The sequence below is a fragment of the Salinicola sp. genome (assembly GCF_982684285.1).
The window spans coordinates 14935-28823 of sequence record NZ_CEXLVS010000016.1; the positions used below are offsets into that span (position 1 = coordinate 14935).

At 63.9% G+C, this 13889-nt stretch carries 14 protein-coding genes; 10 read left to right on the forward strand and 4 right to left on the reverse strand.

The annotated features are described in order from the left end of the window. The 5 genes from AC3AYF_RS02835 to AC3AYF_RS02855 all read left to right on the forward strand — a co-directional run. A partial coding sequence (locus tag AC3AYF_RS02835) for a tetratricopeptide repeat protein (protein WP_487779377.1) occupies window positions 1-673 on the forward strand: 673 nt, incomplete at its 5' end. A 47-nt stretch (window positions 674-720) separates the two neighbouring features. Continuing rightward, entirely contained in the window at window positions 721-1623 is a 903-nt protein-coding gene (locus AC3AYF_RS02840) for a formylglycine-generating enzyme family protein (protein ID WP_295037455.1), read from the forward strand. A 306-nt stretch (window positions 1624-1929) separates the two neighbouring features. Further along, window positions 1930-2622 carry a (2Fe-2S)-binding protein gene (locus AC3AYF_RS02845; protein WP_295037453.1) on the forward strand — a complete coding sequence of 231 codons (693 nt, stop codon included), beginning with the start codon at window positions 1930-1932 and terminating at the stop codon, window positions 2620-2622. Continuing rightward, window positions 2619-3605, forward strand: coding sequence for an FAD binding domain-containing protein (locus AC3AYF_RS02850; protein ID WP_295037451.1), 987 nt, complete (start codon window positions 2619-2621; stop codon window positions 3603-3605). Before AC3AYF_RS02845 ends, AC3AYF_RS02850 begins: the two co-directional genes overlap by 4 nt. A 22-nt stretch (window positions 3606-3627) precedes the next feature. Next, complete coding sequence (locus AC3AYF_RS02855; RefSeq protein ID WP_295037450.1) at window positions 3628-5853, forward strand: xanthine dehydrogenase family protein molybdopterin-binding subunit; 2226 nt, start codon at window positions 3628-3630, stop codon at window positions 5851-5853. 89 nt (window positions 5854-5942) lie between these two features. On the opposite strand, the gene AC3AYF_RS02860 is transcribed toward AC3AYF_RS02855, so the two are convergent. The 4 genes from AC3AYF_RS02860 to AC3AYF_RS02875 form a co-directional block, all read right to left on the reverse strand. Next, window positions 5943-7268 carry a TRAP transporter large permease gene (locus AC3AYF_RS02860; RefSeq protein WP_487779378.1) on the reverse strand — a complete coding sequence of 442 codons (1326 nt, stop codon included), beginning with the start codon at window positions 7266-7268 and terminating at the stop codon, window positions 5943-5945. Then, complete coding sequence (locus AC3AYF_RS02865) at window positions 7262-7738, reverse strand: TRAP transporter small permease (protein ID WP_149434180.1); 477 nt, start codon at window positions 7736-7738, stop codon at window positions 7262-7264. The genes AC3AYF_RS02860 and AC3AYF_RS02865 overlap by 7 nt, the downstream gene beginning before the upstream one ends. A 33-nt stretch (window positions 7739-7771) precedes the next feature. Continuing rightward, on the reverse strand, window positions 7772-8776 hold the full coding sequence (locus tag AC3AYF_RS02870) for a DctP family TRAP transporter solute-binding subunit (protein ID WP_295040446.1): 1005 nt from the start codon (window positions 8774-8776) through the stop codon (window positions 7772-7774). 218 nt (window positions 8777-8994) lie between these two features. Continuing rightward, a complete protein-coding gene (locus AC3AYF_RS02875) occupies window positions 8995-9780 on the reverse strand; it encodes an IclR family transcriptional regulator (protein ID WP_295040449.1) in 786 nt (261 codons plus the stop codon). A 140-nt stretch (window positions 9781-9920) separates the two neighbouring features. Between AC3AYF_RS02875 and AC3AYF_RS02880 the strand changes: the two genes are divergently transcribed. From AC3AYF_RS02880 to AC3AYF_RS02900, 5 genes are all read left to right on the forward strand, one after another. Further along, entirely contained in the window at window positions 9921-11090 is a 1170-nt protein-coding gene (locus tag AC3AYF_RS02880) for an acetyl-CoA acetyltransferase (protein WP_295040451.1), read from the forward strand. Beyond that, window positions 11087-12700, forward strand: coding sequence for an acyl-CoA synthetase (locus AC3AYF_RS02885; protein WP_295040453.1), 1614 nt, complete (start codon window positions 11087-11089; stop codon window positions 12698-12700). Before AC3AYF_RS02880 ends, AC3AYF_RS02885 begins: the two co-directional genes overlap by 4 nt. After that, entirely contained in the window at window positions 12697-13242 is a 546-nt protein-coding gene (locus AC3AYF_RS02890; protein WP_149434187.1) for a PPC domain-containing DNA-binding protein, read from the forward strand. The genes AC3AYF_RS02885 and AC3AYF_RS02890 overlap by 4 nt, the downstream gene beginning before the upstream one ends. A gap of 1 nt (window position 13243) precedes the next feature. Beyond that, window positions 13244-13663, forward strand: a complete 420-nt coding sequence (locus AC3AYF_RS02895) for a PPC domain-containing DNA-binding protein (protein WP_149434188.1) — start codon at window positions 13244-13246, stop codon at window positions 13661-13663. A gap of 45 nt (window positions 13664-13708) precedes the next feature. After that, on the forward strand, window positions 13709-13889 hold a 181-nt coding region (locus AC3AYF_RS02900; protein WP_295040457.1), incomplete at its 3' end, for an SDR family NAD(P)-dependent oxidoreductase.

A 13889-nucleotide genomic window follows, 5' to 3' on the forward strand; every position in this document is an offset into this window, starting at 1 on the left:
CGACCCGAAGGAAGCGATTCGAGAATCCCCTCCCGACAGCCGCTGGGTCGACTGTCAGGCGGCGGGTTCCGAGGGAGACACTCCTCGTGAAGAGAGCCCCGCGGTCACGCTCGTGGATCGCGCCAACGCGCTCCAGCAGGCCGGCCAGCGGGCAGAGGCCATCGAACGGTATCGGAAGGCGCTGGAACTGGACCCCTACTATCTGCCGGCCAGAGTCAACCTGGTGACGCTCTATAGCCGTGCGGGAGATACCGATGGGGCCCGACGACTTCTGGAGTCCGGCCTGGAGCTACCCGATGCGCGGCCCACCGATCGCGGCCATCTGGCGTATCTACTGGCGCTGTCGCTGGCGGAACAGGGCGAGTTCGAAACCGCGCTCGACTGGCTGGATCGAGATGCCGAGTGGCGCCCGGCGCATGTGCGTACTTATTACAATCAGGCGCTGCTGCTCGATCGTCTGGGGCGAAAGGAAGAGGCGCTGGATGCCTTGCACAAAGGGCTCTATCTGGCGCCCGAGTCGCCGGATCTGCTGTATGCCGCGGTTTACCTGAATGCCACTCAGGGCAACGTTTCCCGGGCGCTCGCGGTGATGGAAACACTGCGCCGTATCGCGCCCGACGACCCGCAGCTCGGCAGGCTCGAACAGCAGCTTAAAGGACGTGCGCCACAATAAGTCAGGTTCGATCGATAGTCCGGTTTTCAGCATAAGGAGTCGGTTTGATGGCAAAGCAACGTAGCAAGCCCACCGCTGCTTCCATGGTCGCGCTCGAAGGTGGCACCTTTCGCATGGGATCGGAAGCGTTCTACCCCGAAGAGGGGCCGTGTCGCAGCGTGACCGTGGGTGCCTTCGAGATCGATGCGCTTCCGGTGACGTACGGCGAATATCGGCGCTTCGTCGACGCCACCGGTTATATCTCCGATGCCGAGAAGGCCGCCGATCCGAAGCGATTCCCTGGGGCCGATCCCACTCTCCTAATGCCAGGGGCTGCGGTATTCACACCGACCGCCGGTCCGGTGCCGCTCAACAACCACTTCCAGTGGTGGCAGTTCACGCCGGGCGCGAGCTGGCGGTATCCGCTGGGCAAGGGAAAGTCGCTCAAGGGGATCGCCAAACATCCCGTGACGCAGGTCAGCTTCAACGATGCCATGGCCTACGCCGAGTGGGTGGGCAAGGATCTCCCGACGGAAGCGGAGTGGGAGTTCGCCGCACGCGGTGGCCTCGAGGGCAGGGAGTTCGCCTGGGGCGACGAACTGCATCCCGAGGGCGAGCGTCTCGCCAAGACCTGGCAAGGCGAATTTCCGTGGCGCAACGAGGCACCGCCGGGATTGGAGCGCACGGCACCGGTGGGCAGCTATCCGCCCAACGGCTTCGGGCTCTACGACATGATCGGCAATGTCTGGGAGTGGACCCAAGACCCCTATCATCGGCTCGAGACACCGACCAGACCCTGCTGCAGCAGTAGTCAGCAGGCTGACGATCCGGCCGCCAATCTCAAGGTTCTGAAAGGCGGATCGCATCTCTGCGCGCCCGAGTACTGCCAGCGTTATCGACCGGCTTCCCGGCACCCGCAGCCGGTCGATGAAGCGACATCCCACATCGGGTTTCGCTGCGTGAGGCGATAGACGGCGCTATTGTGTGAGTCGTCCATGCCCATTCCTCCACGATCGCGGCGGATTGCTCCTGAATGCCATCCGTCGCTTTGCGACCATCGCCAACCTCCTCTAAGTTGACTGTGATGCCGCCGCCTGACACGACGGCGTCCAACCGACTCCCCGGCCAGCGAACTCTCGCTGCCTGCCTCTGCCTCGCGGGCTTGCCAAACGCGCGCGGGCGACATGAGGCGCGCCCGACACGAACGATCTCGATAGCGATAACGACTCGATAGCAATAACGAACAGGATCGGGCGGAAACTGATGAGGATGACTCCATGGACGATAATCAACGATCGAGCACGGGCGTGGGTATCTACGAGCCCGGAAACGACTCGACTCAGCCCCGCTCTCCGGGCCGCCGGCGGTTTCTGCAGACGGCGGGGGTTTCCGGCTTGGTCGTAGCGGCGGCCCCGGCGCTCTCCCAGGTGAGCTACGCCGGCTCGCCGGACCAGCCGGCAACGCAGACCGATGCGCCGCCCGCGAAGGGTAAACAGCGCATTACGCTGACCGTCAACGGCCAGCGTCAGCAGTTGGACGTGACCCCCAACGTGATTCTGCTCGACGCGCTGCGCCACGGTCTCGGTCTCACCGGTACCAAGAAGGGCTGCGATCACGGCCAGTGTGGCGCCTGCACGATCCTGGTCAACGGCACTTCGATCAATTCGTGTCTGAGCCTGGCGGTCACTCACGACGGCGACGAGATCACCACCGTCGAGGGGCTAGAGAAGAATGGCCAGCAGCACCCCATTCAGCAGGCGTTTCTCGAACACGATGCCTATCAGTGCGGCTACTGCACCGCTGGGCAGATGATGAGCGCGGTGGCGATCCTGCAGGACGAATCGATCGGCACCAGCGATGCCGACGTGCGCGAGGCGATGAGCGGCAACATCTGCCGCTGCGGCGCCTACAAGAACATCGTCGCGGCCATTCAGTCCGTTCGAGGCAACGTGCAGGGAGGCAACGCATGAGACATTTCGAATACGCCCGCGCCGACAGCGCGCAGCAGGCGGTCGCCGCCCACGGCAGCGACCGCGCCGTCTCGTTCCTGGCCGGTGGCACCACATTGCTGGATCTGGTCAAGCTCGACGTCATGCAGCCCGACAAGATCGTCGACATCAACGGTGTCGCCCTCGACGAGATCGAGCGCCTCGACGATGGCCGCCTGCGCATTGGTGCGATGGTGACCAACACCGCCCTGGCGCGGGACGCGCGCGTGGTCGAGAACTACGCCGTGCTGTCCCAGGCCCTGCTGGCCGGCGCCTCGACCCAGCTGCGCAACAAGGCCACCACCGGCGGCAACATCATGCAGCGGGTGCGCTGCCCCTATTTCCGAGATGGGGTCTCCGCCTGCAACAAGCGCGAACCGGGCAGCGGCTGCGCGGCGATCGGCGGCGTCAACCGCACCGTTCACGCGGTGCTCGGCACCAGCGACGCCTGCATCGCCACCCACCCTTCGGATATGTGCGTGGCGATGGCCGCGATCGGCGCCACCGTCGAGGTTCAGGGGCCGGAAGGCACCCGCGAGATCGACTTCGCCGACTTCCATCTGCTGCCCGGCGATACGCCGGAACGCGAACACGCGCTGGAACCGGGCGAGCTGATCACCCACGTCATCCTCGACGCGCCGCTCGAGGGCAGCCGGTCGGGCTATCTCAAGCTGCGCGATCGTCAGTCGTATCAGTTCGCCCTCGCCTCCAGCGCGGTGATCGTGCGGATGGATGGCAACACCATCCGCGAGGCCCGCGTGGCCATGGGCGGCGTGGGCACCAAGCCCTGGCGCGCGCCGGAGGTGGAGGCGGCGCTCAAGGGAAAGACCGCGAGCGAGCAGCTCTTTGCCGACGCCGCAAAGCTCGCTTTCGAGAATGCCATCGCCTACGCCCACAACGGCTACAAGATTCCGCTCGGCCAGCAGGCCATCGTGCGCAATCTTTCCGATCTGACCGCCGCCTGATCGCTTGCGAGGAGAATCGAACATGAGCGACAAACAGCAGAGCATCATCGGCGCCGGCGTGCCGCGTATCGACGGCCCGGACAAGCTCTCCGGCCGCGCCAACTATGCCGCCGACAACCTGCCGCCCAACCTGGCCTACGGCTACGGCGTCTTCAGTACCGTTGCCAGCGGCAAGGTCTCGCAACTGAGCGTCGACGAGGCCCGCAAGATGCCGGGCGTCATCGATATCTTCCACCACAGCCACTTCCCGACGCTGTACCACACGCCATCGAGCTTCGCCCAGGGCAACAAGGTCGAAGAGACCCGGCTGCCGTTCGAGGACGAACGCGTCTACTACGAAGGGCAGTTCGTGGCACTGGTGATCGCGGACACCTTCGAGAACGCCCGGGCCGCGGCGCGACGTGTCAAGGTGACCTACTCGACCGACCAGGCCGTGGCCAATCTCGACCAGGGCGTCGAAGCCAACGGCACCCAGGCCGGCAGTGGCAATCACGATCGCGGTGACGCGGCCTCGGCGTTCGATAGCGCGGCGACCACCATCGACGTGACCTATCGCACGCCGGTGGAGACCCACAATCCCATGGAGATGCACGCTTCCACGGCGTGGTGGGACAACGACGAGCTGACGATCTTCGATGCGTCCCAGGGTGTGGTGGTGGCACGCAACGCGCTCTCCAAGATCTTCGCCATTCCGCCGGAGCGGATCACCGTGCACGCGCCCTACATCGGCTCCGGTTTCGGCAGCAAGCTGTGGACCTGGCCGCACGCCATCGCCACGGCGGCGGTGTCCCGGGAACTCGGGCGCCCGGTGCAGCTCGTGGTGCCGCGCCAGCAGATGTTCACCACCACCGGGCATCGGCCGGAAACGCGTCAGCGCCTGCGTCTGGCGACGGACGACAACGGCAAGCTGGTGTCGCTGCGTCACGAGTCGATCAACACCACGTCCTATACCGACCAGTACGTCGAGACCTGCGGCAGCGTGACCAAGAGCCTCTACAGCTGTCCCAACCTCACGGTCAGCCACGAGACCACCCAGGTGAATCGCGGCACGCCCACCTCGATGCGCGCACCGGGCGCCGCGCCGGGGCTGTTCGCGCTGGAGTCGGCGGTCGACGAGATGGCCGACGCTGCCGGTGTCGACCCGGTGCAGTTCCGGCTCGACAACTACGCCGAGCGCGACGAGAGCCAGGATCTGGATTTCTCCAGCAACCATATCGTCGAAGCGACGAACCGGGCGGCGGAGAAGTTTGGCTGGGCCGACCGCAATCCCGAGATCGGCAGCATGCGCAAGGGCCGCGAAATCGTCGGCTACGGCATGGCCGCGTGCAACTGGGAAGCGCTGAAACGCCCCTGCGACGCGCGGGTCTCGATCCGTGCCGACGGCACGGCGTTTGCCTCCTGCGCCACCCAGGATATCGGCACCGGTACCTACACCATCGTCGCCCAGGCGGTCAGCGATGTGACCGGCATCCCCATCGATCGCATCACCGTCAAGCTGGGGGACTCCTCCTATCCGGACGGGCCGGTTTCCGGCGGCTCCTGGGCGACGGCGACCACGCTGCCGGCCATCGCCGGGGCGGCGCGCAACGCCCTCGACGAGATCAAGCGCTATGCCACCGGCAGCAACGGCGTCTTCGCCGGGGCGTCCGGCGACGATCTGGAAGTCACGGACGGCGGCCTGCGCAGCGCCGACGGCAAGCAGGTGAGCTTTGCCGACATTCTGGAAGCCGGTCGCTACGGCAGCGCCGATGGGGAAGCGCATACCGAGGCGGCCGACTCGAAATACTCCTACCGCTCCTTCGGCGCCCATTTCGTCGAGGTGCGCTGGGATCCGGGTATCTCGCGTCTGCGCGTTGCACGGGTCGTCAGCGCCATCGACGTGGGCCGCGTGATCAACGAAACCACCGCGCGCAATCAGGTCGAAGGCGCCGTGGTGATGGGCATCGGCATGGGGCTGTTCGAGGCCACCGAATATGACGAGCGCAACGCCCGCCCGGTCAACAACGACTACGCCGAATACGTGGTGCCGGTGCACGCCGACCAGCCGGAGATCGACGTGATCCTGCTCGACCATCCGGATCTGGCGTTCAACGAATACGGTGCCCGTGGCATCGGCGAGATCGGCGTCACCGGCTTGGCGGCCGCCATCGCCAACGCGGTCCATCACGCCACCGGCAAGCGTATCCGCGAACTGCCGATCACCCTCGACAAGCTGATGGACGACGTGCCCCAGGCACGAAGTGCATGACAGAGAGAAAGGCGCCAAGTGCGAGCGTGACCAGCGACAGCGAGACGACGACGCCGGCCCCATGGCCGGCGTTGTTCCGATCGATGGGCTTACAGCGCAATCAGCGAGATGGCCGGCACGTAGGTCACGATCAGCAAGCCGATCAAAGAGACGATCAGGAAAGGGACGACGCCTCGGGCGATACGCCCCAATGGCAGGCCGGTGATATTGGCCGCCACGAACAGGTTGATGCCCACCGGTGGGGTGATGAGGCCGATGGAGAGCGCCGTCATCAGCGCCACGCCAAACCAGGTCGGATCGAGCCCTAGCTGCTGAACCACCGGCATGAAGATCGGCAGGGTGATGAACATGATGGTGATGGCGTCCATGAACATGCCGGCCAGCAGCAGAATGATCATCATCATCAGGACGATGACCCAAGGGCTCTGGCTCACGCCGAGCAGGGCATCGGAGTAGTCGCTGACCAGCCCGTCCACGACCACTACCCAACCGAAGAGGCTGGCGAACGCCACGACCAGCATGACCACCGCCGACGACCCTGCCGATTCCGCCACGCAGGCGAACAACGAGCGCAGGCTGAGTGTGCGATAGATGAAGAAGCCGACGAACATGGCGAATACCGTCGCCACGATGGCCGCCTCGGTGGGCGTGAACAGCCCGCCGTAGATACCGCCGAGAATGACGACGGGTGTGAGCAGACCCCAGAAGGCTTCACGGAACGAGCGTAATAGACGTTTGGCGTAGGGTTGCCCGTCTCCTCGTTCCACTACCTGTCGAAAGGAGGTGTCTGCCGCTGCGCTTTCGCCGGCAGTCGGCGGGGGCATCAGTTTGGCGCACGGCAGCGCGCAGAGCAGCAGCACGCCAAGCATCAAGCCCGGCAGAATGGCGGCCAGGAACAGGTCCGAAATGGACGTGCCCGCCAGAATCCCGTAGATCACCAAACCGATGGAGGGCGGAATGATCAGGGACAGGGCGGCGCCCGTGCAGACCAGGCCCGCCGCGAAGGCGCGGGAGTAGCCGTCGGCGACCATGCCGCGAATGATCAGCGGCCCGATCGCCGCCACCGACGCCGGCCCTGAGCCGCTGACCGCTCCCCAGAACAGGCAGCCGACGGTGCCGACCAGCCCCATCCCACCCGGAAGACCGCCCACCAGTGTGCGGAAGAAGTTGATCATCTTTTCGGCAATGCCGGTGATACCCATGATGTTGCCGGCGAGGATGAAGAACGGAATGGCCAGCAGCGAGTACTTGGCGATGCCGGAGACGATCAGGTCACCGACCATGTCGAGGCCGAAGCCCATCACGTACATGGCGGCCATCGCGGAGAGCGCCAGGCTGAATGCCACCGGGACACGAATGAGGACCAGCACGAAGAACAGGATGATCATCTGCGTACCGGCTGAGAGGTCTAGCATGAGGCGTCTCCCGGCCGTCGGAATTCGGCGATGGCCAGCTCGAGCTGGCGGATCATCAGCATGAGGAACCCCAGCGGCACGATCAGCGTGTAGTACCACTGCGGTATCTGCAGCGCGCTGGAAACGACGCCGCTGGTGAATTGGTGGCTCAGCAGCGTCACCGTGAACAGCGTGCATAGCGCCAGGGTCGCAATGATCAACAGCGTCGACAGGACGACCAGAGCCCGCTTGAAGGAAGCGGGAACGAGGTCGTAGAACACCGTGACCGCGAGGTGCTGTCCTTTCTTCGCGGCGATCGCCGCGCCGAAGACCGTCAGCAGCACCATGCCGTTGATGATCAGCTCCTGGGTCGATGCCAGCGAGTAGTTGGTGAGATTACGTACCGCGACATTGATGAAGCCCAGTAGCGTCATGCAGAGAAACACGCAGCCGCAGATGACTTCCTCGAGATGGCGCCAGACTGATCGCATGATGTTCCACCCTCGTTCTGCCTGGACACCCGGCTACTGGCTGTCCGCTTCGCCGACCGACTGCTCGAAGGTCTGCACCAGATCCTCACCCACGCGCGCTGCCCACTGGTCGTAGACGTCGCTGGTAGCATCCCGGAAGGCCTGAAGCTGATCTTCATCCAGCGTGGTGATCTCCATGCCGTTCTGCTTCAGTGTGTCCACCCCGGTGCTCGTCTGCTCGCGGGCCAGGTTTCGCTGGTAGGCCATCGCCTGCTGGGCGGCGTCTCGTACCAGGGACTGCGTGTCGGCGTCCCAGCTGTTCCAGAGTCGTTCGCTGACGCCGACGAAGATCGGGTCGTAGGAGTAGTGCCACTCGGTGAGGTAGTCCTGCACCTCGTAGAGGCGCTGCGGCACGATGATCGATCCCACCGGGTTCTCCTGCCCATCGACCACGCCCTGCTGGAGCGCCGAAAAGGTTTCGGTCCACTGGATCTGTTGCGGGTTGGCGCCCAGCGCGTCGAACACATCGATATACATCGGTCCGGCGACGCGGATCTTCATGCCGCGCAGATCGTCGGGCGAGGATACCGGCTTGACGCTGTTGGTCAGCTCGCGGAAACCGTTCTCGCCCCAGGCGAGAATCTCGATACCTTTATCCCGGGCGATATCCTTCACGGCATCGCCCGGCTCGCCCTGGATGGCGCGATCCACCTGTTCGTAGTCGGTGAACAGATAGGGGAGCGAGAACACCGCCATCTCCGGAATCAGCGGGGTGACATTGATGGCCGAGGTGATGACGAAATCGATGTCCCCACGCCCCACCATCTCCGACTGCTTCATCTGGTCGCCGCCGGAGAGCACGGCATTGGGGAAGATGCGCACGCCGATGTCGCCATCGGAAGCCTGTGCCAGCAGCTCGTTGAATTTCTCTGCGCCTTTTTGCCAGGACGTGGCATCGGAAGTGTTGTGCGTCAGGCGATAGGTCTCCGCCTGAGCCATCGTCGAGAAGAGTGCGACGCAAGCCGCCGCCGCCGCTGGGATCAGAAAATGTCTTGTCATTGTTCGCCTCAAATGTTCCGTAAAGTGGAATTCAAGTTTTCGTATTGAAAGAGTGTATGAGGCGGTTTTCGGGGGAAATTGGACAAAGGTTGTAGTGATGGGAGTTGAGGGGGTTAGGTTTTTATTTTTTTTCATTCCACAATGTGGTTATTTTGCGAGTTTATGGTGAGGGCGCGGTTCAGGACGTCCCGGCTCGTGAGCCCTGTGGCAAGAACGGCTCACCTGGTCATCTGGGCTTTTCGGATCTTCGCCTCGAGGGCCTGGGCTTCCTTTACCAGGCGCGGGCCCAGCTCGCGCTGGCGATCCGGTTGCATGCGGCTCTCGATGGCGGCAACCGAGAGAGAGCCCAGCACCCGGCCGTGACAATCACGCACCGCGGCACCGATTCCCCACGAGCCGGAAACCACCGAGCCGCGGTTGATGCCGTAACCCAGTGCGCGGCACTCGGCAATGCGGGGGCGATGATCCTCGCGCTGATCGTTGGGGAAGCGCGCAGCGCACTCCTCCGCGTTGGCCTCCAGGCACTGCTCGATCTCGTCGTCGTCCATGGCGGCGAGCATGGCGATGCCGCCGCCGCCGACCCCGAGTGGTAGCCGCGTGCCCGGTTGCAGCACATGCGTCTTGATCGGATAGCTGCCGTCCTCGCGGATCAGGCAGATCGAATGCCATTCGCTGCGCAGCGAAAAGAAGGCGCTGTCTCCAGTGTCGGCGGCGATTCGTGCCACCGGCGTCGAGGCGATCTGGCTCAGTCCATAGCGCTGGTTGGCGATCACGCCCAGTGCATAGCACTCCGGGCCGAGAAAGTACCCCTCCTCGTCGCTTCTCTCGACCATGCCTTCGGCCATGAGCGCTTGAAGCAGGCGATGTACGGTGGGTTTGGAGAGTGTCGTCTGCTGGGTGATGTAGGCGAGCGATACCCCTTTGCCCAGTTGTCCGGCGATGGCGCGAAGCACTTGCATGGTGCGATAGGTGGACTGAGCCCCCTGGATATGGCCTGAACTCATCACGTTGGTCCTCGTGTTCCATAATGTGGCCTAATTATTTGGTCGACATCATCGATTTTTATGTTGAAGGCCTGATAAACGGCGAATAACTTGAAATAAAGCCGATTTGTTTATTCCATTTTATGGAATCAGGAGAAAGCATGTCAACTCGAGCGCGGATAGTCGGTTGGTCGCATCTTCCCTTCGGGAAACGTACCGAGCCGGACACGGAAGCGATGATCGGCCAGGTCGTGAAGGACGTTCTGCAGCATGGAGACGTGCCGGCAGCCGATGTCGACGCCATCTACCTGGGGGTCATGAACAACGGATTCTCCAAACAGGATTTCCAGGCCGCCCTGGTGGCGATGGCGGACGACGAGCTCATGCACACGCCGGCGACACGGCTCGAGAACGCTTGCGCCACCGGCTCCGCCGCCCTGCATGCGGGGCTGGATTTCATCGAATCCGGCCGCGGCAGAATCGCCCTGGTGGTAGGGGCGGAGAAAATGACGTCACTGCCGACCTCGGAGGTCGGCGACGTCCTCCTAGGTGCCAGCTATCGCAAGGAAGAGATGACCGCAGGCGGCTTTCCTGGTGTCTTCGCGAGCATCGCGGATGAGTATTTTCGTCGCTACGGCGACCGGCGCGAGGAGCTGGCGCTCATCGCTGCCAAGAACCACCGCAACGGCGTTGCCAATCCTTTCGCCCATGTGCGCAAGGATCTGGGGTTCGAGTTCTGCCATACCGTCAGCGACAACAATCCCATCGTGGCCGATCCGTTGCGCCGTACCGACTGTTCGCTGGTATCCGACGGTGCCGCGGCGATCCTGCTCGCCGACGAGGAGACGGCGCTGACGCTGGAGCGGGCCATCGCTTTCCGTTCCCGGGTTCAGAAAAACGACATCATGGCCTTGAGTCGCCGTGATCCCCTGGCGTTTGCCGGTGCGGCCGGCGCCTGGCGCGCGGCATTGGAGAGTGCCCGGATTACCCTCGATGACCTCGATTTCGTGGAAACCCATGACTGTTTCACGATCGCCGAATTGATCGAGTACGAAGCCATGGGGCTGACGGCTCCCGGTGAAGGCCATCGTGCCATTCGCGAGGGCTGGACTTACAAGGATGGCCGGCTGCCGGTCAACCCTTCCGGCGGGCTCAAGGCCAAGGGCCATCCCGTGGGGGCTACCGGTGTCTCGATGCACGTGATGGCCTGCATGCAGCTGATGGGTGAGGCCGGCGACATGCAAATCCCCGGTGCCAACCTGGCCGGCGTGTTCAACATGGGCGGAGCCGCCGTGGCGAACTACGTCAGCGTCATGGAGCGCAGCCGATGAGCGGGGCGGTACGACAGCCGGCAGGCGGCATCGTGCCGGTCAGCAAGCGAGTGATGAACCTCGCCAACTTCCTGAGCCAGGCGATGCGGCGATATCCCGATGCGCCGGCATTGGTGATGGGCGAAGCCTCTCTGTCATGGCGCGAGCTGGATCGGCGCGTCAGCGCGCTGGCGCTGGCGCTGAAAGCAAGGGGCCTGGGCAAAGGAGATCGATTGCTGGTCCATAGCCGTAACGGTTTCGAGATGGTGGAGACCCAGCTGGCGGCGTTTCGGCTGGGGGCGGTGTGGGCACCGGCGAACTTTCGGATCTCCCCCGGCGAGGCCCAGTGGCTTGCCGAATTGACCGAAGCCAGGATCCTTGTCATCGGGGCGGAATTCGAGCGCCACTACGAGGCCATTCGCGACATCGGCCCGGGTCTCGCCTTTACCGTAAGAATTGGTGAGGGGACCTTTGGCGATGCCGCATACGACGACTTCCTGCGCGAGTACGAGGGTCAGGCGTGCGCCAACGCCGACGTGGAGCACGATGACCCCTGCTGGTTCTTCTTCACCTCGGGCACGACGGGAAAATCGAAGGCGGCGGTGCTGACGCATGGCCAGATGGGGTTCATCACCACCAATCACCTCTGCGATCTCATGCCTGGCACGGATCAGGCGACCGATGCCAGTCTGGTCGTGGCACCGCTGTCCCACGGCTCGGGAATACACTACCTCACCCAACTGGCGCGTGGGGTCAAGACCGTGTTGCCCACGGCCAGTGGCTTCGATGGCGACGAGATCTGGCGTCTGATCGAGACGCATCGCATCACCAACCTGTTCACCGTGCCGACCATCGTCAAGATGCTGGTCGAGGATCCCGCCTGCGAGCGCTACGACCATTCATCGCTGTGCTACGTCATCTATGCCGGCGCGCCGATGTATCGCGCCGATCAGAAACGGGCGCTCGAGCGGCTCGGCAAGGTGCTGGTGCAGTATTACGGCCTGGGCGAGGTCACTGGAAACATCACCGTGCTGCCACCGAGCCTCCATAGCGCCGATGACGGCGGCTTCAAGATCGGCACCTGCGGCTACGACAGAACCGCCATGCAGGTTTCCGTGCAGGATGACGAAGGGCGTGAACTGCCACCCCATGAAACGGGGGAGATCTGTGTCTGTGGCCTCGGTGTCTTCGCCGGCTACTACGCCAATCCGGAAGCCAATGCGAAGTCGTTCCGCCATGGCTGGTTCCGTACCGGCGACCTGGGACATCTCGATGAAGAGGGATTTCTCTATATCACCGGGCGCGCTTCCGACATGTTCATTTCGGGGGGCTCCAACATCTATCCGCGGGAGATCGAGGAGAAGATGCTGACCCATCCCGGGATTCGGGAAGTGGCGATCGTCGGGATGCCGGACGAGCAGTGGGGGGAGGTCGGCGTCGCGGCGGTGGTGCCGTCCGAGGGTAGCCAACTGGACCTGGAAGCGCTGCAGGCTTGGGTCAAGGAGCGAGTCTCGAGCTACAAGGTGCCGCGCCGTTATCACTTCTTCGAGACGTTGCCGAAATCCAACTACGGCAAGATCACCAAGAAGATCATCCGGCAAGCCATCGAGGATCGGGAGGCACGCTCATGAGCCGCACGCTGCAGTCCGGTTATCACCGGCCCCGCATGCTGCGCCATGTCGGTCGCTTCAGTCCGGTGCGGATCCAGAGCATGCACTATCAAAGCGGCCGTCATATCCGGCTGCTGCTCCAGCCTGGGCGCTCGCTCTATGACGCGCTGGTCCGGCCTTTGCAGGCCATCGGCGTCACCAGCGCATCGACCACCATCCTGGGTGGCCACTTCGATCATCTCGAGTACTGCGTCGCGCCTCCCGACCCGAGCGGCAAGGCCGTCATCGCCTACTCCAGCCCCATCGACGCGGGGGCGTCGTTCATGGTGTTCGGCAATGCCACCCTGGGCAAGGACATGGAAGGGCGGCCCCTGGTCCATTGCCACGCTTCCGTTCGCGTCGAGGACGGCAGCGTCAAGGGCGGCCATATCGTGCCTCAGGCATCGATCATCGGCGCCACGCCGATTTCCGTGCTGGTCACGGCGCTCGAAGGGTTCGAGCTGCGCCAGGCGTTCGACGACGAGACCAACATTCCCTTGTTGAAGCCGTTCAAGGAGTCGTGACATGTCGACTACGGAGACGACGCGAGTCGTGATCACAGAGTCGGGGCGGATGGGGCGCGTGGCCTACGCCCGCATTGCGCCGAACGAGGACCTCGTCCAGGGCGTCGAGAAGATGTGCCTGGCCGAGGGGTTCCGGAACGCCTTCGTGCGAGGCGGGCTGGGGAGTCTGGTCGACGCCAGCCTGGGCACGCGCGATGGTGGCTATCAGCAGATATCCGGTCCGGCGGTGGAGGTGGTCAGTATCGCCGGTGAGGTCCGCTCCGGAGCCGACGGCGTTCCCGTCGCCTCGCTGGCGGGTATCGTCGCGGACACCGACGGCAACGTCTACGGCGGGCCCTTCCTGGCCGGCTGGAATCCCGTCTGCATGACCTTCGAGGTGACGCTGGAGGAGTGGATACCCGACGGTGAAGAGCCGGCTTGAGTGTCAGGGGCGGGTCGCGAATCGAAAGCTCACGAGGATGGCGCTATGCAAGACGCAGTGGTGGTGACCGGAGGGGCCTCCGGTATCGGTTTGGCCGTGGCAAGAACGTTGAAGACGCGGGGATTGGCGGTATGCCTCATCGATCGCTCCGAAGCCGGCCTGGCGGAAGCCTGCGCCGGGCTGGACGCACCATCGTGCGATGGCGTCGCGTGCGACGTCACCGACG